This is a genomic window from Azonexus sp. IMCC34842, assembly GCF_050368855.1.
Lineage (GTDB): Bacteria > Pseudomonadota > Gammaproteobacteria > Burkholderiales > Rhodocyclaceae > Azonexus > Azonexus denitrificans_A.
The window spans coordinates 1699913-1719025 of record NZ_CP178449.1; the positions used below are offsets into that span (position 1 = coordinate 1699913).

Below are 19113 nucleotides of genomic sequence, written 5' to 3' on the forward strand. Positions count from 1 at the left end.
CCGCCCGGCACCGATACTGCCGGCACTTTTCGTCATCGACCGCATCCCGCCAGCAATGTCCGCTTTCCCCAGCCTTGTTCCCGCCTGGCTCAGGCATTACCCCAGAGAAAAACTGGGCACGGATATCGTCGCCGGCCTGATCGTCACCATCCTGGTCATTCCGCAAAGCCTGGCCTACGCGCTGCTGGCCGGTTTGCCGCCGCAACTGGGGCTGTACGTCAGCATTCTGCCGGTCATCGCCTATGCCTGGCTGGGCAGCAGCATGGTGCAGGCAGTCGGGCCGGTCGCCGTCACCGCGATCATGACCTATGCCGTACTGAGCCCGATTGCCGCGCCCGGCTCGCCGGAATACATCGCTCTGGCTGCCGCTCTGTCGCTGATTTCCGGCGTCATGTTGCTGGCCTGCGGCGTGCTGCGCCTCGGCTTCCTGTCGCAACTGCTGAGCCGGCCGGTGATCAGCGGCTTCATTTCCGGTTCGGCGGTGTTGATCATCATCAGCCAGTTGAAATACCTGCTCGGCGTCACGCCGCACGGCAGCAGCAGCGGCGAAGTCGTGCTCGACGTGCTGGGCAAGCTGCCGCACAGCCATCTGCCGACGCTGAGCATCGGCCTGGCGGCGCTCGGCTTGCTATTTGTCGTTCGTTACGCGCTGGCCGGCTGGCTGATCAAGGCTGGCCTCAGCAAGAACCAGGCGGCCTTCGTTGTCCGGGTAATGCCGCTGGTCGTCGTGCTGATCGGCACGCTGGCGGTTAGTAAATTCGACCTCGATCGCAGCCACGGCGTCGCCGTGGTTGGCGCGGTGGCTGCCGGGATCCCGGCTTTCAACTTTTTCCTGCCCGGCCTTGGTACAACGCGCAGCCTGATCGTTCCGGCCTTCCTGATGATGCTGATCGGCATGGTGCAGAGCATCACCATGGCCCAGGCCCTGGCCATCAAGCGGCGCGAGCGGATCGATGCCAATGCCGAACTGGTTGGGCTGGGCGCGGCCAACGTCGTCGCTGCCTTTTCCGGCGGCATGCCGGTCGGCGGCGGCCTGTCGCGCTCCGCTGTCAATGTCGCAGCCGGTGCCCAGACGCCGCTCGCCAGCATCGTTGCCGCCCTCGCCATGATCGGCGTGGTGGCCGGCGCCGCCGGTTGGTTCGAGCGCTTGCCGTTGGCCGTGCTGTCGGCCAGCATCATCATGGCCGCCATTTCGATGATCGACATCACCGCCCTCCGGCAGGCCTGGAGCTACGACCGGGCCGATGCCCTGGCCTTGCTCGGCACGGCCGGCGGGGTGCTGCTGATCGGTCTCGAAACCGGCATCGGGCTGGGTATCGTGCTCTCGATGGCGACCCTGCTGTACCGGGTCAGTACGCCGCACATCGCGGTGGTCGGCCGGATTGCCGGCAGCGAACATTTCCGCAATGTCGAGCGCTACGCCGTTGAGACGATCCCCGGCGTGCTCTTCATCCGCATCGACGAGCGGCTGTTCTTCGGCAATCTCGGCGCCGTTGAAATGCGCCTGAAGCAGGAACTGGAGCACGTGCCCGGCGCCCACGACCTGGTGCTGGTGATGAGCGCCGTCAATCTGATGGATGCGACGGCCGTCGAGGTGTTCACCGAACTCAACCAGGATCTTGCCGATCAGGGCATCCGGCTGCACCTGGCCGAGGTCAAGGGGCCAGTGCAGGATCGCTTGCTGAATTCGGCGCTGTGGTCAGCGCTGAGCGGCGAGGTCTTCCTGTCGGCCAATGCCGCCTTCGAGAAACTTGCCGGCACGGCGCAGACGGGCGCCGCGCCGCTCAGTCAAACAGGTTAAGCAGCGAATCCAGACCGCCGAAGTTGATCGCCACATCGGCCTTGGCCCGTGTCGCCGGCTTGGCGCGAAAGGCCACCGAAAGGCCGGACTGCGCCATCATCTGCAAGTCATTGGCGCCGTCGCCGCAGGCGATGACCTGCTCCTTCCGCAAGCCCAGTTCGTCGGTCAGGCGCGCCAAGTGATGCGCCTTGGCCGCGGCATCGACGATGTCGCCGACGACCCGGCCGGTCAGCTTGCCGCCGGAGATTTCCAGTTCGTTCGAGGTGGCGAAATCGAAGCCCAGTTCGATGCGCAGCCGCTCGGTGAAGTAGGTGAAGCCGCCGGACAGGATGGCCGTGCGTAGCCCGGCATCCTGGGCTGCCGCCAGCAGTTCGCGGGCGCCCGGCGAGAGCAGCAGGCGTTCGCCATAGACGCGCGCCAGCACCCGGGCATCCAGCCCGGCCAGCAGGGCCAGGCGGCGGCGCAGGCTTTCCCTGTAATCGATCTCGCCGCGCATCGCGGCCTCGGTCACGGCCGATACCTCGGCCTTCTTGCCGGCAAAGTCGGCCAGTTCGTCGATGCATTCGATGGTGATCAGCGTCGAATCCATGTCAAAGCAGATCAGGCCGAAATCGGCCAGTTTCTTGCCGCTCTCGACAAAGGCCCAATCGAGTTTTTCCGCTTCGATCAGCGGAATCAGCGCCGCGAATTCCGGCGTGCGCGCAGCACCGAGCAGCCGGACGACTTGCGGCGGGCGCGGTTCGACGGCAGTTGCGCCGGTCGCGGCAACGATGCGTTCAAGCAGAAAAGTCGGGAGGGCGCCGCCCTGGATGATGAGGTTCATGGTGTTCTGTCAGAGTTCAAGTTGTAGTGGTTGCGGCGCCAGATGTTTGGCGACGACTGCTGGGAGGTTTTGCGGCGCGCGGATGCGCAACTGCTTGTTGATATCGAAGCGGCCAAACACCACCGTGACGGCCGCAGGCGACACGGCAAACTCGCCGGCCAGAAAGCGCACCATGTGATCGGTTGCCCGACCGGCCACCGGCGCCGCCGTTACGCTGACCTGGAGCTGCTTGCCCTTGGGCTTGCCGATCGTATCCCGGTTGGCATTGGGCTGGCCGAGGATATTAAGGACAAGGGTGTCGCCATCCCATTCGCAGAACGAGTTCATGGGACGGCCGTCCGCGCTCTCGGCAGCGTGGCGTGGTTTGGTGCGCTTGGCCTTCATCGGGCGGAACGAGTCACCTAATGCTTACTCGCCACGCGCCCGGCGGACGGTGATCGATTCGCCACCGACCCCCCAGTTGTCGGTGTCGACCTCATCGATCACGACCACGGTGGTCTTCGGGTTCTTGCCGAGAACATCGACCAGTAGCTGGGTGACGCCCTCGATCAGGCGAGCCTTCTGCTCAGTGGTCGCACCTTCCTTGGTGATCTTGATATTTACGTAAGGCATATTTACTCCTTGGTCGGATGAGTAGCTCTATCTGAACTAAACAACAGGGATCTGAGCTGTGTTGATTTACTCGTTGTAGCGAGCGAGTTCATTGCAGCGATTGCGCCACGAGATTGTGAAGTGCAGTGAGCTCGACAACCAGCAACTGAATGTTTGGCGCGGAAGAAACCGTGGCGTCAGTCGGGTAACGCTGATGAAACGGCTTGTCGTGTGTAGTGCAGAGAAGGAGACACCAGAGTGGCGGCATAGCCGGTGTGGGCAGACCGTGGTCGAATGCTTTGGCCCAAAGTGCGGCGAGATTGTGTTGAATGGTACGAAGCTCGACCTTCGTCTGTCCTTTGGATTCAAGGTAAGCCTTGAGAGTTAGTTCCAAACACCATGAAGCAAGGAATATCGCCGCTTCTGCCTGCCGTGGTCCGAGAGGCGCAAGCGCTTCTAGACCCGTAAGCAATCCGCGAGCGCGATCGAGAAACTGACGAGGGAGACTGGAGATCGCGATCTTTGCTTCTCCACCAGTAAGGGCTCCAGACGCAATGTGATGTGTGGGCATGCGTGGCCTAACGTTTGAATTCGCCCGGCACGGCTATTCGCGCTGGTCCGTTTGAGTTACGGGTTGCGCCATTGCTATTCGACACGAGCGATGTGCTTTCTGGATGCCTTGTCACGCTCAAGTTTTCCTTCTCGCATAAGGAGGCCGATAACGCTGTAGGAAAGATAGTCTTTTGATCCACCGCCGTAGTCGCTGCGGAGCCCTAGGAGACTTGCAGCATCGGAATTTGATATTCCTTTCGGATTGACCTTGGCGAGTTCGAGCACCGCCTCTTTTAGCAGAGCCAGACCAAGTTGGGCCTTTTCCTTTGCTCCGGATGGCAATATCACCGACGATCGGGACTTCTTTCCGAGCCCGGATGGGAGAACTGAGTTTGTGAGTAACCCGCCGGTGTCGATTGTTCCGAAGGACGAGATAAGTTCAGCCTCAAGCTTCATTGCTTGCCGTTCAGTTAATGAGTCAACAAGGCGCGAAACGAGAACCTTTGCGCCGGAAGCGTCGATCTCTTTGATGCGAAGCCCCTTGCGGGTGTTGTCGGGTTTGACCAAGTGATCAAACGAACGAGTGCCGGTTCCCTTACCAATGTAGAAGGGCAAAGCCGGAGAACTGCGCGGGTCTTTGAGCGCATACACATAGTAGGAGGAATCAGACGACACTGGTTATTCCTTCGGTAATGTAAGTGCCTTATTTGAAATAGATATCAAATCAAAATGTCCAGATATGGCATTTTGTTGCCATATCTGGACATCCATTTCCAATCCTGGATAGCGCCGGATAACCAACAAAGGCTATTTCCGGCGCCCGTCTTTACGCCCGTTCCGGCAGCACATCCCGCAGCAGCACCGCCGCATCGCGGATCATCTTTTCCGTGGTCGCCCAATCGACGCAGCCGTCGGTTACCGAGCAGCCGTATTTCAGCTGACTGAGGTCGGTCGGGATCGACTGGTTGCCGGCTTCGATGTTGGATTCGATCATCACGCCGACCAGCGATTTGTTGCCGAGGCGGACCTGGTTTACCACGTCGGCCATGACCAGCGGTTGCAGTTCGGGCTTCTTGAAGCTGTTGGCGTGCGAGCAGTCGACGACGATGTTGTGCGGCAGCTTGGCCTTGGTCAGCGCCTGTTCGACCATGGCGACCGAGACGGTGTCGTAGTTCGGGCGGCCGTCGCCACCGCGCAGCACGATGTGGCCGTAGCCGTTGCCCTTGGTGCGGACGACTGCGACGCGGCCCTGGTTGGTAAGGCCGAGGAAGGAGTGCGGCTTGGAGGCAGAGAGGATTGCGTTGATCGCCACGCTGAGGTCGCCGCTGGTGCCGTTCTTGAAACCGACCGGGGTGGACAGGCCGGAGGACATTTCGCGGTGGGTTTGCGATTCGGTGGTGCGGGCGCCGATGGCTGTCCAGGTGATGAGGTCACCGTAGTATTGCGGCGCATTCGGGTCGAGCGCTTCGGTGCCGGTCGGCAGGCCGATTTCGGCGACCTGGAGCAGGAATTCGCGGGCCTTGGCCATGCCGATGTCGATGCGGAAGCTGTCGTCCATGAACGGGTCGTTGATGTAGCCCTTCCAGCCGACGGTGGTGCGCGGCTTTTCGAAGTAGACGCGCATGATCAGTTGCAGCGTGTTGCCGACTTCTTCGGAGAGCTTTTTCAGGCGGCGGGCGTAATCGAGGCCGGCGACCGGGTCGTGGATGGAGCAGGGGCCGACGACGACGAACAGCCGATGGTCCTTGCGGTCGAGGATGTTGTGCAGCAGGTGGCGACCGTGGGTGACCGTCCTGGCCGCTTTGTCGGACAGCGGCAGGCGGGCGTGGATTTCCTCCGGCGTCGGCATGTCGTCGAAGGCGGTCACGTTGATGTCGTCGATATTTTTTGTGGTCATGGTCAGTTGCTCAGCTGGCGAATCATGTCTTTCACCGCAGTAACCTTATCGCTCAAGGTTGGGCAGTGGCGTAAAAGGGAAAGTTTATCCTGTCCGGCCAGCTTATAGCTGCGGTTTTTCTGAATCAAATTGATTATCTTGATCGGTTCGATCGGCGGATTTTTGCTGAATTCCGGGCTGAACTGGATGGTGATCTGGTCGTTGGTCGCATCGAGTTTCTGGATCAGCAGCGGCTTGACCAGCAGGCGCAGGCGGTGCGTGGCGAGCAGCGACTGGCCCTGCAGCGGCAGTTCGCCGAAGCGGTCGATCAGTTCTTCCTGCAGGGCGTCGATGTCCTCGGCCTCTTCGCAGTTGGCCAGGCGCTTGTACAACGTCAGGCGCTCATGGACGTCGGGGCAATAGGCGTCGGGCAGCAGGGCAGGGGTGCGCAGGTTGATTTCGGTGCCGATGCCGAGCGGCTGGGTCAGGTCGACCGCCGCCAGGTGCTTGCCCTGCTTGAGAGCTGCCACCGCCCGGTTGAGCATGTCGGCGTACATGTTGAAGCCGACTTCCTGCATTTCGCCGGACTGGTTGTCGCCGAGCACTTCGCCGGCGCCGCGGATTTCCAGGTCGTGCATGGCGAGGAAGAAGCCGGAACCGAGTTCTTCCATCGCCTGGATGGCTTCGAGGCGCATCCGCGCCTGCTTGGTCATCGCCTTTTCGTCCTGCACGAGCAGGTAGGCATAGGCCTGGTGATGCGACCGGCCGACCCGGCCGCGCAGTTGGTGCAACTGGGCGAGGCCGAACTTCTCGGAGCGGTTGATCAGGATGGTGTTGGCGTGCGGGTTGTCGATGCCGGTTTCGATGATGGTCGTGCACAGCAGCACGTTAGCGCGCTGGCCCGTGAAGTCGCGCATCACCCGTTCCAGCTCCCGCTCGTTCATCTGGCCGTGGCCGATGACGATGCGCGCTTCGGGCACCAGCTTTTCCAGTTTTTCGCGCATGTTGTCGATGGTGTCGACTTCGTTATGCAGGAAATACACCTGGCCGCCGCGCTTCAGTTCGCGCAGCACGGCTTCGCGGATGATGCCGTCGGAGAAGGTGCTGACGAAGGTCTTGATGGCCAGACGCTTCTGCGGCGCGGTGGCGATCACCGAGAAGTCGCGTAGGCCTTCCATGCTCATTGCCAGCGTGCGCGGAATGGGCGTCGCGGTCAGCGTCAGCACGTCCACCTCAGCGCGCATCGCTTTCAGCGTTTCCTTCTGGCGGACGCCGAAACGGTGTTCTTCATCGATGATGACCAGGCCGAGCTGGCTGAACCTGACGTCCTTGCCGATCAGCTTGTGCGTGCCAATGATGATGTCGATCTTGCCCTCGGCCAGCTCCTGCAAGGCCTGCGTCGTTTCCTTGGCGGTCTTGAAGCGGGAGATTTCGGCGATCTTGACCGGCCAGTCGGCGAAGCGGTCGCGGAAGGTCTGGTAATGCTGTTCGCAGAGCAGGGTGGTCGGACAGAGCACGGCTACCTGCTTGCCACCGGCGACGGCGCAGAAGGCGGCGCGCAGCGCGACTTCGGTCTTGCCGAAGCCGACGTCGCCACAGACCAGGCGGTCCATCGGCTTGCCGGAACGCATGTCGTTGATCACCGCGACGATGGCCTCGGCCTGATCGTTCGTTTCCTCGAAACCGAAACCGTCGGCAAAAGCCTCGTAATCTGATTCCTTGAAGGCGAAGGCGTGGCCCTCGCGGGCGGCGCGGGCGGCATAGAGCGAGAGCAGTTCGGCGGCGGTGTCATGCGCCTGTTCGGCGGCCTTGCGCTTGGCCTTTTCCCACTGGCCGGAGCCGAGCGTATGGAGCGGGGCGCTTTCCGGATCGGCACCGGAGTAACGGGAAATTACGTGCAGCTGCGCCACCGGCACGAACAGCTTGGCCTCGTTGGCGTAATGCAGTTCGAGGAATTCCTGCTCGCCGAGGCCGAGATCCATCCGGACCAAGCCGCAATAACGGCCAATGCCGTGGCTTTCGTGGACGACCGGGTCGCCGACCTTGAGTTCGGTGAGATCCTTCAGCCAGTTGTCGAAACTGGCCTTGCGCTGGGCTTCGCGCCGGGTGCGGCGCGGCGAGCCGGCGAACAGTTCGGTTTCGGTGATGAAGGCCAGCTTGTCCAGCGCAAAGCCGGCCTGCAGCGGACCGATGCCGAGCGCCAGTTTGGCGTCGCCGGCCAGGAAACCGGCCAGGTCGGCACTCGGCGCAATGGTCAGCCCGTGCTCGGCGAACATCGCCGCCAGCGTTTCTCGGCGGCCGGCCGTTTCGGCAACCAGCAAGACGCGGCCCTTGAAGCTGGCAAGATGGTTTTTCAACGCGCCGAGCGGATCGTCGCTGCGGCGATCGACGGCGATATTGGGCAGTTTTCCGGCGTCGGCATTCTTGCCGTCGAGGGCCAGCCGACCGTAGGATTTCGCCGCGCTGAAGAAGGCTTCGTCGGACAGGAACAGTTCTTCCGGCGGCATCAACGGCCGGGCCTTGTCGCCCTGCAGCAGGTTGTAGCGCGAACGGGTGTCGTTCCAGAAAGCGGCGATGGCGGCCGGTGCGTCGCCGTGCGTGACGAAAACTGCATCTTTCGGCAGGTAGTCGAAAATGCTCGCCGTTTCGTCGAAGAACAACGGCAGGTAATACTCGATGCCGGCGCTGGCTATACCGCTCGAGATGTCCTTGTAGATGCCCGACTTGGCCGGATCGCCCTCGAATTTCTCGCGGAAGGCCTGGCGGAAATGCGTGCGGCCCTTGTCGTCCATCGGGAATTCGCGAGCCGGCAGCAGGCGGACTTCCGGTACCGGATAGACGGTGCGCTGGGTGTCCACGTCGAAGGTCTTGATGCTCTCGATCTCGTCGTCGAACAGGTCGAGCCGGTAAGGCAGTTGCGAGCCCATCGGGAACAGGTCGATCAGGCCGCCACGGATCGAATACTCGCCCGGCGACACGACCTGCGTCACATGTGCGTAGCCGGCCAGCGTCACCTGGCTGCGAAACTTTTCGGCATCGAGCTTCTGGCCTTTGCGGAACTCGAAGGTGTAAGCCGCCATGAATTCCGGCGGTGCCAGCCGGTTGACGGCGGTCGACGCCGGAACGAGCAGGATTTCCACGTCGCCTTGCATGGCCGCCCACAAGGTTGCCAGGCGTTCGGAAACGAGATCCTGGTGCGGCGAGAAATGGTCGTACGGCAGGGTTTCCCAATCCGGCAACAGACGTACCTTGAGGCCGGGTGCAAACCATGGAATTTCATCGAGCAGACGCTGCGCGTCGGCCGCGCTGGCGGTAACGACCGCCAACAGGCGTCCCTTGCTTTGCGCCGCCAGCTCAGCCAGCGCCAGGGCATCCGCAGAACCGGCGAACAGCGGCAAATCGATACGAGCACCGGGCTTGGGAGGAACCGGCAAGGAAAGCAGCTGTTTGGGAGCGGACACTAAGGGGCGATTTGCTGTGTTGTGGGGACTTCGAATTATAACGCCTTGGGTGAAGCGGACTCTTCTATGATTACGCATAATTTGTATTATGTAAAATTACAAACGGGGGTCATAGTCAGCCCGAACGGTGCAACCTATTTGTAGTCAGATGTAAATCCGCCTGTGCGCCCGTTTCAACGTTTAATATGGCTGGAAACCCCGGAGTATCTGCATGAGAAAAAATTTGTACTGGTTGTTGCTTGCCCTGTCGATGAGTGCCCAGGCAGTGGAGCTGAGTTCATCGCCCCAACAGGCGCAGGCGGCCTATCTAACCCAGGAATTGTTGAACCGCTTCCATTACCAGGCTCCCGCTCTCGACGACGCCTTGTCGGAAAAAATACTCGAGCGCTACCTCTCGTCGCTTGATACCGAAAAGTATTTCTTCATTCAGACTGACATCGATCAACTGGCCGGCATTCGCACCCGGCTAGACGACGCGATCATCAGTGGCAACCTCGAATTGCCCTTTGCGATCTTCAATCTTTATGCGACACGGGTGATCGAACGCTTCTCCTACGCCCGCAGCCTCCTTCCCGGGGGATTCGACTTTCAGCAGAACGAAACCTTTCAATACCGCCGGGAAAAAGAGCCATGGCCAAAATCCGACGCGGAAGCGCGCGAGTTATGGCGTAAACGCGTCAAAAACGACTGGCTGCGCCTGAAACTGGCCGAAAAAACCGATAAAAGCATTATCGAGACGCTTGATAAACGCTACGAAGCCTCGATCAAACGGATTGAAAAACTAAAGAGCGAGGATGCGTTCCAGATTTTCATGAACGCCTACACGACCGCCATCGACCCCCATACCAATTACCTCGGTCCCCGTGCCTCGGAAAATTTCGGCATCTCGATGAAGCTGTCTCTGGTCGGCATCGGTGCCGTGCTGGAAGAAAAAGACGAGTACACGACAATCCGTGAGCTCATGGCGGGAGGGCCGGCCGCGGTCTCCGGCAAGCTCAAGGTCGGCGACCGCATCGTCGGTGTCGGCCAGGGCGAAAGCGGTTCGCTGACCGATGTCCTGGGGTGGCGACTGGACGACACCGTTGGCCTGATTCGTGGCGAGGCCAATTCGGTCGTTCTCCTCGATATCCTTCCCGCCGATGCAGGCCCCGATGGCAGCCACAAACGGATATCCCTGATTCGCAAGAAAATCACCCTGGCCGAGCAGGCCGCGAAGAAATCCGTGCAGCCGGTGACCAGCGGCCGGACTGCCCGGAAAATCGGGATCATCTCCCTGCCCTCTTTCTATCAGGATTTCGAAGCCAGACAAAAAGGCGATCCGAATTACAAGAGCGCCACCCGCGACGTCGCCCGATTGCTTACTGAATTAAAGAAGGAAAAGGTCGATAGCATCCTGATCGACCTGCGCGACAACGGCGGCGGCTCGCTGTCCGAAGCGGTCGAACTGACCGGGCTGTTTATCGACACCGGGCCAGTGGTCCAGCAACGCGATGCCCGTGGCCGAATTTCAGTCGAAAGCGACACCCAGGCCGGCGCCGCCTGGAACGGTCCGCTGGGCGTGCTGATCAACGGCCAATCCGCTTCCGCCTCGGAGATTTTTGCGGCGGCGATCCAGGATTACGGGCGCGGACTGATCATCGGCGAGCCCAGTTTCGGTAAGGGAACCGTGCAATCCCTGCTCAACCTCGACCGCATGGCACGCAGCGACAAGCAGCAATACGGGGAGCTGAAAATGACGATAGCTCAGTTCTTCCGGATTGACGGCGGAACCACCCAGCTACGTGGCGTAACCCCCGATATTGGCTTCCCGACCTTGATCGATAGCGAAAATCATGGCGAAGCCAGTTTCACCAACGCCCTGCCCTGGGGGCAAATCACCGCAGTCGACTACGTGCCGGCCCGCGCAATCGGAAACGAACTGCCCGCCTTGCTGGCCCGCCACGAAAGCCGGATAAAGGATGACAAGGAATTCAAATACCTGCGCGACGATCTGGCCGAGATCAACAACCTGCGCAAGAAAAACCAGATTTCACTGAACGAGGCCGATCGACGGCAGGAACGCGAGACCCGCGAGGCAGCCCTGGCGAGCCGGGAAACAGGCAAGAACCATGGCAAGGAAAATGCTCGAAAGATCAGTGATACGCAGCGCGACGACGGTCTTCAAGCCAGCGAACGATCGCTCAGCAGTGAGCTGGCGGCGGTCAAGGAACGGAAGAAGGCCAAGGACATCCTCCTGACCGAAGCGGTCCGGATTCTCGGTGATGAACTTGAGTTGCAGACAGTCGCGGTGCGGCCCAGCCAACCCGCTACGAAGCCGGCGGCGAAGATCCCGGGCGACAAACGAGCCGACAGCCGATAACGGCTTAAGCGTAAAGAAAGACTGTGATACAAAATAATGTTGCAGTGCACAAACGATAGGAGGAGAATAAGACCTTGTCTCCTCCATCTCCTCCAAGAAATGGATTTATGCCCGCCTCGTGCGGGCATTTTTTTGTCTGTCACCGCCTGCAGGCAATAGCAACATATAGGTTTATGTTGCCCCTGAAATAACAAAGCCCGTCTAGCGCGGGCTTTTGTATTTTTGTCTCCTCCACCTCAATTCGTTTGAGCTGGACTTCAGTTCCTGCTGTAATCATACATCAGTTAATTAATTTCGATTGGTGTAACTTGAGAATACTTATTCAGCCCCGTTCTGCGTCTTGAGGGCGGCCTTGATCAAATCTTCGCCTACGTCAGGGCAGACTTTCTCGATGAAGGCATGCGCGTAGCTGCGCAGGTAGGTTCCCCGCCGCACCGCGAGGCGTGTCGTATTGGCGGGAAACAGGTGGGGGACCGGGATCAGTTCCAGGCTTCGATCCTGCTCGACGTCATAGGCCACCGAGGCCACCACGCCGACCCCCAGGCCGAGACCGACGTAGGTCTTGATCACGTCGGCATCGATGGCAGAAAGGACGATGTCGGGCACGATCCCGGCATCGGCGAAGGCCTGGTCGACATGGGAGCGACCGGTGAAGCCTTCGTGGTAGGTGATGATCGGGTACTCGCTCAGCGTCTCCAGCGTGATTTCGCCAACGTTGAGCAAGGGGTGTCCGTTCGGCACGATGATCGCATGGTGCCAGGAATAGAACGGGAAGGAGGCCAGCTCGGGAACCTTGTCGAGGCTTTCCGTGGCGATGCCGACATCGGCCTGCCCGGAGGCCAGCAAGTCGGCGATTTCCCGCGGGCTTCCCTGCAACAGTGACAGATGCACTTTCGGGTAGTCGGCCTTGAACCACTGAATGATCTTCGGCAACGCATAGCGCGCTTGGGTGTGGGTGGTGGCGACAACGAAATGTCCGGTTTCGCGGCTGGCGAACTGGTCGGCGATGCGGCGCAGGTTCTGGGTATCGAGCAGGATGCGCTCGACCACTTCGACCAGTTCCTTGCCCGGCTCGGTCAGCCCGAGCAGGCGTTTGCCGCGGCGAATGAAGATCTCGATGCCCAACTCGTCTTCAAGATCCTTGATGTGTTTGCTGACGCCCGGCTGCGAGGTATAGAGCGCGTTGGCCACCTCGGTCAGGTTGAAATCCTGGCGAACCGTCTCGCGGATAATTCTGAGTTGCTGAAAATTCATGGTTTTTCCTCTTATGCCGCCAGGCGGTTGTTCTGGAATACGCGAATGGCCCGCGGCCGCAGCGCAACATCGTCACCTTCGCGCAGGCCGGAAGCAGCGAGCACTTCACGCAACACCGACACCTCGACCAGTTCGCCATCCGGCCGGCTCAGTTCGACCTGGGCCAGCGGGCCGATGGCGATGACGCGCAGGATTCTTGCCGGCAGGCCGCCCTCCGGCGCATTGGCCGGCAGCAGATCGAATTCGTGCGGCCGGACATAACCAACCGCCTGCTCGCTCGGCTCGTGACCGTGGCCAAGTGTCAGGGCATGCTCGCCGACATGCAGATGGCCGTCCTCGACCCGGCCGTGGAACAGATTGACCGAGCCCAGGAAGCTGGCGACGAAGGACGTCGCCGGATGGTCGTATACCTGATCCGGCGATCCGATCTGTTCGACCTTGCCCTTGTTCATCAGTACGACGCGGTCAGACACCTCCAGTGCCTCTTCCTGGTCGTGCGTCACGAAAACGCTGGTGACGTGAATTTCATCGTGCAACTGCCGCAGCCAGCGGCGCAATTCCTTGCGCACCTTGGCATCGAGCGCGCCGAATGGCTCGTCGAGCAGCAACACCTTCGGCTCGACGGCGAGCGCCCGGGCCAGCGCTATCCGCTGGCGCTGCCCGCCGGACAGCTGCGAGGGGAAGCGATCAGCCAGCCAGCCCAACTGGACCAGATCGAGCAGGCGCGTCACGCGTTTTTTGATTTCGGCTTCGGCCGGCCGGAATTTTCTCGGCCGGACACGCAGGCCGAACGCCACGTTGTCGAACACCGTCATATGGCGGAACAGGGCGTAATGCTGGAAGACGAAACCGACCTGGCGCTCGCGCACATGGCGGTCGGAGGCGTCGTCGCCTTCGAGCAGGATCTGGCCGCGATCGGCATACTCCAGCCCGGCGATGATGCGCAGCAGTGTCGTCTTGCCGCAGCCGGAAGGTCCGAGCAGCGCCACCAGTTCGCCGGAAGGAATGTCGATGGAGACGTCATCCAGCGCCTGAAAGGCTCCGAACTGCTTGCTGATGTTGCGAATGGCGATACTCATTTCAACCTCCGAGGCATTGCCGATCTGGCTATCCACCGCGGTTAGCAGAATCAACACGATGAGCGGAAGTCTAAGGAAAGTTACTTATAAGCAGAAATAACATAAATGAAGAAGCTAATCGTTTTTTTGCATAAGTAACCGGCCGGCTAGCATCAGGGGGTTGCTAGCGTGCCTTCCGCTGGCTGGCTGGCGCCGCCTTTTGCTGCACCTCATAACCATGGGTACGCAACAGCCGCAGGGCCATCTCGATGGTCCGGCGGGTCTTCTTCGGAACATCCGACGGCACGCCCACCGTCGGTGGCGGCAAAGGCAATTGATGGCCATGGGCTTTCAGCCAGTCGGCAATCGCGCTCAGCCCTTTGGCACCGATTCCCTCGGCTTGCTGCAGGCGCCGGTAGCCAAGGGCAGCCACTTCTTCCGGCGTGAATTGCGGACGATCGAATATCTTGCGTAGCGCATTCCGCTGCAAGGTCGGTAATTCGTTCATCGCAGCCGGTGCAGTCGTCACCGGGCGTTCATTAGGTTTGCTGCCCGGCGGGCAGTCACTCATTTCGTCAGCCATAGGCAGGCACATCCAGAATGGATACTTCTCCAGGATTGGTTTTGGTCGAAGCGTAGTGAGCTCGATGCCGGGGGAAAACGACATATTTCTGATATCCATATGCCCGAATGATCAGCAACCGGCAATCGACCGCCCTCACCCACCCGACGCGTTCTAAGCTTATGCAAAAAAACTCCTTTGCATTCGTGATCCGCTGACGCACATTCGCGCCTGTTTGAACGCCCGGTAAACGCAGTCCAGTTGCGGACCTCCGGCCTTTTCCGAAGAACAGGACAACCCATGAAAAGATTCCTTCCGCTGCTCGGGCTGCTCGCAGCTTCGGTCGCGTCGGCGAGCGACAGGCCGCCCGTGGCCCCCTTCCCCTACTTCGTCGGCAATTGCTTCAACTGCCACGGCACTGAAGGCAAGGCCAACTCGGCCATTCCGATGATTGCCGGGCGAGACAAGGCCTATCTCGAAGAAGCGCTGAAGGCCTTCAAGGGCGGGACCAAGCAGGCGACGATCATGCATCAGCTGGCCAAAGGCTACACGGACGAGGAAATCGCCGTGCTGGCGGATTACTTCTCCCGGCAGAAATAAGGAGCGCTAAATATGTCTCAGATCAACAACGATCGCCGGCGCCTGCTCCAGGCCTTTGGCGCTTCCGCCACACTGGCCGGCGCCGCCCTGTTGCCAGGTGGGGCGTTCGCCGCACCGCAAAAGAACCGAAAACTCGGCCGCGTTGTCGTCATCGGTGGCGGCTTCGGCGGAGCCACCGCGGCCAAATACCTGCGCAAATGGAGCAATGGCGCCATCGAGGTCGTCCTCATCGAACGCAACAAGGAGTTCATCTCCTGCCCGACCTCCAACGAAGTGTTGGCCGGCAATCGCGACTACGCCTCACTCGTCCACAGCTACGATGCCCTGAAGAAGAACTGGGGCATCAAGGTGGTGCACGCCGAGGTCAGCGCCATCGATCCGGAAAAACGGCAAGTCAGGACCAGTCACGGCGAGCAATTCGGCTACGACCGGCTGGTGATTTCGCCGGGTATCGAATTCAATTTCGGCGCCGTCGCCGGCTACGATGAGAAGGCGCAGCAGAAGATCCTGCATGCCTGGAAGGCCGGTCCGCAAACCATTGCCCTGCGCCAGCAACTGGTCGATCTGGCGGATGGCGGCACGTTCGTGCTAAGCATTCCGAAAGCGCCCTATCGCTGCCCGCCCGGTCCTTATGAGCGGGCCAGCCAGATCGCCCATTATTTCAAGACGCACAAGCCGAACTCGAAGGTCCTGGTTCTCGATGGCAACGACAAGATCATTTCCAAGACCAAGCTGTTTGCCGATGTCTGGGCCAACGACTACAAGGGCATCATCGAGTACCGGCCGAACTGGAATACCACCGAGATCGATGCCGCAACGCAGACCGTCACCAGCGAGATCGGCGACAAGGAGCGCGGCGACATCATCAATCTGATTCCGCCGCAGGGCGCCGGCAAGCTGGCCCGCGATGCCGGGGTGATCAATGCCAACAACCGCTGGGCCACCGTGGACTGGGTGACGCTCGAATCGACCGCGGTCAGCAACGTGCATGTGCTGGGCGATGCCACGCTGTCATCGCCGCTGATGCCGAAATCGGGCCACATGGCCAACCAGCACGGCAAGGCGGCAGCCGCAGCAATCGTCGAGATCCTCTCCGGTCGCCCGGCGCAGCCGATGCTGATGGCCAACACCTGCTACTCGCTCGTAGACGCTCGGCGCGGCATTCACGTCGATTCGGTGCACCGCTACGACCCGGAGAAGAAACAGTTGCTGGTGGTCGAAGGTTCGGGCGGCGTCTCGAAGGAACCCTCGGTCGAAGAAGGCCTGTTCGCCAGAGCCTGGGCCAGGAACATCTGGTCCGACACGCTGAGCTGAGGCACCGGCCCGCCATAGGCCGCCGCACTGCCCATCAGCCGGGCGTGCGGCGGCTTTTTACTGGGCGGCAATTTGAGTCGGGGTGCGCCATTCCGGCGTATATATGTCGAAAGATATAAACAGCGAAGAATTCCATCGTTCAGTTGTGCGCTGCCAGCCGGCAAACTTGGTTCAGATCAATTCCACCCTGAACCAGGAGAACTCCATGCAACAGAAGTATTCCATCAAGGCTCTGGTCGCCGCGCTTGCCCTGGCCGGCGGCCTCTCCAGCGCCCTCGCCGACACGCTGAAAGTCGGCTATCTGCCGGTTACCGGCCACGGCAAATTTTTCGTTGCCAAGGAACAAGGCCTGTTCGCCAAGGAAGGCCTCGACGTCGAACTGATCGAGTTCCAGAATTCGGCCGACGGCCTCAATGCCATCATCGCCGGCAAGCTCGATGTCGGTGCCTTCGGTACCACCGCGCCGGTCGCCCACCTCTCCAAGGGCGCCAAGATCAAGATCATCGGCGGCATCATGGGCGGTGACGCGGCATTGATCGCGACCCCGGCCAACGCCGGCAAGATCGCCGGGATCGCAGATCTCAAGGGCAAGAAGATCGCCACGGTGCGCATGGCTTCTGGCGATGCGGTGCTGCGCGGCGCGCTCAAGGACAAGGGCATCAACTGGAAGACCGATGTCCAGATATTCGAACTGAAGAACCCGCCCGCCGTCATCGAAGCCGTCAAGTCCGGCCAGGTCGATGCCGGTCTGGTCTGGGGGCCGCATGACCTGCGCGCCGAAGACCAGGGCCTGAAAATCGTCATCCACTCGACCGACCTGCAACCGGCGCACCCGTGCTGCCGCCTGGTGGTCACCGAAGCCAGCCTGAAGGACGAAGCGACCTGGGAAAAGTTCGTCCGGGCCATTCTGAAGGCCGAGAAGTTCGCCGCCGAGAACAAGAAGGAAACCATCGAGTCGATCGCCAAGTACATCAAGCTCGACCAGCAGTTGCTCTGGCGCGGTTATTACTCGCAGTATCTTGACCAGTCGAGCGACCCCAACGTCAAGGGCGTCAAGCGCTTCGCCGACGTCATGGTCAATAGCGAGTTCATCACCAGCAAGCCGGACCTGAACGCCGCCATCGATGCCCGCATCTACGAAAAGGCGCTCAACCAGCTGGCCCGGGAAAACCCGACCGATCCTTTCTGGAAAAAGCTCCAGAAGGAATTCAAGCAGAAGGACGCGTAATGAGCCACGGCCTCGTTCTCGATGGCGTCGATTTTTCCTACGACGCCACCCGGATTCTCGACGGGATCAAGCTGTCGATCCCGACCGGACAGTTCGTCACGCTGCTCGGTGCCAGCGGCTCGGGCAAATCGACCCTGCTGCGCCTGATCGCCGGTCTGCAGTTTCCCGAACGGGGCCGCCTGGCCTGGAAAGGCAGCGCCATTGCCGGCCCGGGCCTCGAACGTGGCGTGGTCTTTCAGGACTACGCCCTGTTCCCCTGGATGTCGGTCGTCGACAACATCGCCATCGCCATCGGCAAGGCTCGCCCGGAGACCCGCAAGGCGGACCGCCAGGCCGAAGCCGCCGATTATCTGAAGAAGGTCGGACTGGAAAGCGCCATCGGCAAATACCCGTTCGAGCTTTCCGGCGGCATGCGCCAGCGCGCCGCCATCGCCCGTGCCCTCGCTCTCGGTTCGCCGCTATTGCTGATGGACGAACCGTTCGGCGCCCTTGATCCGGTCAACCGCGCCAAATTGCAGGACTTGCTGCTGGAAATCTGGGAAGCCGCGACGCCGAAGAAAACCATCGTCTTCGTCACGCACGATGTCGACGAAGCGCTCTATCTCGGCGACCGCGTGGTGATCCTCGGTTCGACGCCGGGCCGGGTGATTGCCGACCTGCCGGTCGAGTTTCCCCGGCACCGCGACCGCCGCACGCTGTTCGACAGTGATGCCTTCCATACCCTGCGCGAATCGATCGCCGAAACGCTGGCCGCCGATACGCTGCGTCAGCTGATTGCGGCGTAAAGGAGAATTCCATGCCCGAAACACTCACCCTCGAATCCCGCGAGGTCTCGGTGACACCGACGCCGCAAGTCATCGACGGACCGGCCGAAACGCCCTTGAGCGCACGCCTGGCCAACGTTGTCGAAGCCTCGCTGATCTGGATCGTCCTGTTCGGCGGCTGGTTCCTGGCCGCCGAATACACCCCGCTCGGCGACAACCCGCTGATTCCCGGCCCGCTCGTCACCGCCCGCGCCTTGTGGGAAGCGCTGCCCGAGCTCTGGCAGGGAACGATCTCGTCCTTCACCATCCTGGTCCCCGGCTTCCTGCTCGCCGCCCTGCTCGGTATCGTCTCCGGCCTGGGCATCGGCACCTCGCCGCGCCTGCAACGGGCCTTTTTTCCCTTTGCCCGGGTCGTCGCCCCGGTGCCGCCGACCGTCTATATCCCTTACGCCATCGCCATTCTGCCGACCTTCAAGCTGTCGGCCATTTTCGTCGTCTTCATCGGCGCCTTCTGGCCGATCTTCCAGAATGCGGCGGCCGGTGCCCACGCCCTGGAAGAGCGCTACCGCGACAACGCCCGCACGCTCGGCCTCACCGGCTTTGAATACCACTGGCGCGTCGTCTTTCCGGCTGCCCTGCCCCACATCTTTTCCGGCATGGCGGTCGGCCTCGGCTTTTCCTTCATCCTGCTGACGGTTGCCGAGCTGTTCGGGGCCAATGCCGGGCTGGGGCGTTTCGTCCAGTATTACGCCGACTTTGCCGACTATCCGAAGATGGTGGCCGGCATTTTGTACACCGGGCTGGTGACTTTTCTGGCGATGACCGGGCTGGAAAAACTGAAGCGCCGCGCGCTGTTCTGGCAGCGTTGAG

Annotated in this window: 17 protein-coding genes; 7 read left to right on the forward strand and 10 right to left on the reverse strand. The window is 61.0% G+C overall.

What is annotated here, in order from left to right; translation table 11 throughout:
* Positions 1 to 55 precede the first annotated feature (55 nt).
* Entirely contained in the window at positions 56 to 1801 is a 1746-nt protein-coding gene (locus tag ACLIKD_RS08025) for a SulP family inorganic anion transporter (RefSeq protein WP_428827894.1), read from the forward strand.
* Here ACLIKD_RS08025 and serB read toward each other — a convergent pair.
* The 7 genes from serB to mfd form a co-directional block, all read right to left on the reverse strand.
* Entirely contained in the window at positions 1785 to 2624 is an 840-nt protein-coding gene (gene serB / locus ACLIKD_RS08030; protein WP_428827895.1) for a phosphoserine phosphatase SerB, read from the reverse strand. The two genes, ACLIKD_RS08025 and serB, sit on opposite strands and share 17 nt — an antisense overlap.
* Positions 2625 to 2633: 9 nt before the next feature.
* Positions 2634 to 3008, reverse strand: a complete 375-nt coding sequence (locus tag ACLIKD_RS08035) for a DUF167 domain-containing protein (protein ID WP_428827896.1) — start codon at positions 3006 to 3008, stop codon at positions 2634 to 2636.
* Positions 3009 to 3032: 24 nt separating this feature from the next.
* Positions 3033 to 3236 carry a 2-hydroxymuconate tautomerase family protein gene (locus tag ACLIKD_RS08040; RefSeq protein ID WP_226470727.1) on the reverse strand — a complete coding sequence of 68 codons (204 nt, stop codon included), beginning with the start codon at positions 3234 to 3236 and terminating at the stop codon, positions 3033 to 3035.
* A gap of 88 nt (positions 3237 to 3324) precedes the next feature.
* Positions 3325 to 3786: a hypothetical protein gene (locus tag ACLIKD_RS08045; RefSeq protein ID WP_226470725.1), complete on the reverse strand. Its 462-nt coding sequence runs from the start codon at positions 3784 to 3786 to the stop codon at positions 3325 to 3327.
* 74 nt (positions 3787 to 3860) lie between these two features.
* A complete protein-coding gene (locus ACLIKD_RS08050) occupies positions 3861 to 4442 on the reverse strand; it encodes a GIY-YIG nuclease family protein (RefSeq protein WP_226470723.1) in 582 nt (193 codons plus the stop codon).
* A 151-nt stretch (positions 4443 to 4593) separates the two neighbouring features.
* Positions 4594 to 5664 carry a 3-deoxy-7-phosphoheptulonate synthase gene (locus ACLIKD_RS08055; RefSeq protein ID WP_428827897.1) on the reverse strand — a complete coding sequence of 357 codons (1071 nt, stop codon included), beginning with the start codon at positions 5662 to 5664 and terminating at the stop codon, positions 4594 to 4596.
* Between the two features lie 2 nt (positions 5665 to 5666).
* Positions 5667 to 9104, reverse strand: coding sequence for a transcription-repair coupling factor (gene mfd, locus ACLIKD_RS08060; RefSeq protein ID WP_428827898.1), 3438 nt, complete (start codon positions 9102 to 9104; stop codon positions 5667 to 5669).
* Positions 9105 to 9315: 211 nt separating this feature from the next.
* Between mfd and ACLIKD_RS08065 the strand changes: the two genes are divergently transcribed.
* Positions 9316 to 11463, forward strand: coding sequence for a carboxy terminal-processing peptidase (locus ACLIKD_RS08065; RefSeq protein ID WP_428827899.1), 2148 nt, complete (start codon positions 9316 to 9318; stop codon positions 11461 to 11463).
* A 318-nt stretch (positions 11464 to 11781) separates the two neighbouring features.
* Here ACLIKD_RS08065 and ACLIKD_RS08070 read toward each other — a convergent pair whose 3' ends face one another.
* The 3 genes from ACLIKD_RS08070 to ACLIKD_RS08080 form a co-directional block, all read right to left on the reverse strand.
* Positions 11782 to 12717 carry a CysB family HTH-type transcriptional regulator gene (locus tag ACLIKD_RS08070; protein ID WP_428827900.1) on the reverse strand — a complete coding sequence of 312 codons (936 nt, stop codon included), beginning with the start codon at positions 12715 to 12717 and terminating at the stop codon, positions 11782 to 11784.
* 11 nt (positions 12718 to 12728) lie between these two features.
* Positions 12729 to 13796, reverse strand: a complete 1068-nt coding sequence (locus tag ACLIKD_RS08075; RefSeq protein WP_428827901.1) for a sulfate/molybdate ABC transporter ATP-binding protein — start codon at positions 13794 to 13796, stop codon at positions 12729 to 12731.
* 163 nt (positions 13797 to 13959) lie between these two features.
* Complete coding sequence (locus ACLIKD_RS08080) at positions 13960 to 14346, reverse strand: hypothetical protein (RefSeq protein ID WP_428827902.1); 387 nt, start codon at positions 14344 to 14346, stop codon at positions 13960 to 13962.
* Positions 14347 to 14637: 291 nt separating this feature from the next.
* On the opposite strand from ACLIKD_RS08080, the gene ACLIKD_RS08085 reads away from it, so the two are divergent.
* From ACLIKD_RS08085 to ACLIKD_RS08105, 5 genes are all read left to right on the forward strand, one after another.
* Positions 14638 to 14937 (forward strand): c-type cytochrome, encoded by a 300-nt coding sequence (locus tag ACLIKD_RS08085; protein WP_226419789.1) that lies wholly within the window; start codon positions 14638 to 14640, stop codon positions 14935 to 14937.
* Between the two features lie 12 nt (positions 14938 to 14949).
* Entirely contained in the window at positions 14950 to 16251 is a 1302-nt protein-coding gene (locus tag ACLIKD_RS08090; RefSeq protein ID WP_428827903.1) for an FCSD flavin-binding domain-containing protein, read from the forward strand.
* 205 nt (positions 16252 to 16456) lie between these two features.
* A complete protein-coding gene (locus ACLIKD_RS08095; protein ID WP_428827904.1) occupies positions 16457 to 17479 on the forward strand; it encodes an ABC transporter substrate-binding protein in 1023 nt (340 codons plus the stop codon).
* Positions 17479 to 18264, forward strand: coding sequence for an ABC transporter ATP-binding protein (locus tag ACLIKD_RS08100; protein ID WP_226419786.1), 786 nt, complete (start codon positions 17479 to 17481; stop codon positions 18262 to 18264). The genes ACLIKD_RS08095 and ACLIKD_RS08100 overlap by 1 nt, the downstream gene beginning before the upstream one ends.
* Before the next feature lie 11 nt (positions 18265 to 18275).
* Entirely contained in the window at positions 18276 to 19112 is an 837-nt protein-coding gene (locus tag ACLIKD_RS08105; RefSeq protein WP_226419785.1) for an ABC transporter permease, read from the forward strand.
* Position 19113 lies beyond the last annotated feature (1 nt).

Excerpts from the sequence above, each read along its gene's own strand:
- ACLIKD_RS08040 (WP_226470727.1), bottom strand. The coding sequence starts at position 3,236 with ATGCCTTACGTAAATATCAAGATCACCAAGGAAGGTGCGACCACTGAG.
- ACLIKD_RS08035 (WP_428827896.1), bottom strand. The coding sequence starts at position 3,008 with ATGAAGGCCAAGCGCACCAAACCACGCCACGCTGCCGAGAGCGCGGAC.
- ACLIKD_RS08070 (WP_428827900.1), bottom strand. The coding sequence starts at position 12,717 with ATGAATTTTCAGCAACTCAGAATTATCCGCGAGACGGTTCGCCAGGAT.
- ACLIKD_RS08045 (WP_226470725.1), bottom strand. The coding sequence starts at position 3,786 with ATGCCCACACATCACATTGCGTCTGGAGCCCTTACTGGTGGAGAAGCA.
- ACLIKD_RS08090 (WP_428827903.1), top strand. The coding sequence starts at position 14,950 with ATGTCTCAGATCAACAACGATCGCCGGCGCCTGCTCCAGGCCTTTGGC.
- ACLIKD_RS08055 (WP_428827897.1), bottom strand. The coding sequence starts at position 5,664 with ATGACCACAAAAAATATCGACGACATCAACGTGACCGCCTTCGACGAC.
- ACLIKD_RS08025 (WP_428827894.1), top strand. The coding sequence starts at position 56 with ATGTCCGCTTTCCCCAGCCTTGTTCCCGCCTGGCTCAGGCATTACCCC.
- ACLIKD_RS08085 (WP_226419789.1), top strand. The coding sequence starts at position 14,638 with ATGAAAAGATTCCTTCCGCTGCTCGGGCTGCTCGCAGCTTCGGTCGCG.
- ACLIKD_RS08100 (WP_226419786.1), top strand. The coding sequence starts at position 17,479 with ATGAGCCACGGCCTCGTTCTCGATGGCGTCGATTTTTCCTACGACGCC.
- ACLIKD_RS08095 (WP_428827904.1), top strand. The coding sequence starts at position 16,457 with ATGCAACAGAAGTATTCCATCAAGGCTCTGGTCGCCGCGCTTGCCCTG.
- ACLIKD_RS08075 (WP_428827901.1), bottom strand. The coding sequence starts at position 13,796 with ATGAGTATCGCCATTCGCAACATCAGCAAGCAGTTCGGAGCCTTTCAG.
- ACLIKD_RS08080 (WP_428827902.1), bottom strand. The coding sequence starts at position 14,346 with ATGAGTGACTGCCCGCCGGGCAGCAAACCTAATGAACGCCCGGTGACG.
- serB (WP_428827895.1), bottom strand. The coding sequence starts at position 2,624 with ATGAACCTCATCATCCAGGGCGGCGCCCTCCCGACTTTTCTGCTTGAA.
- ACLIKD_RS08065 (WP_428827899.1), top strand. The coding sequence starts at position 9,316 with ATGAGAAAAAATTTGTACTGGTTGTTGCTTGCCCTGTCGATGAGTGCC.
- ACLIKD_RS08105 (WP_226419785.1), top strand. The coding sequence starts at position 18,276 with ATGCCCGAAACACTCACCCTCGAATCCCGCGAGGTCTCGGTGACACCG.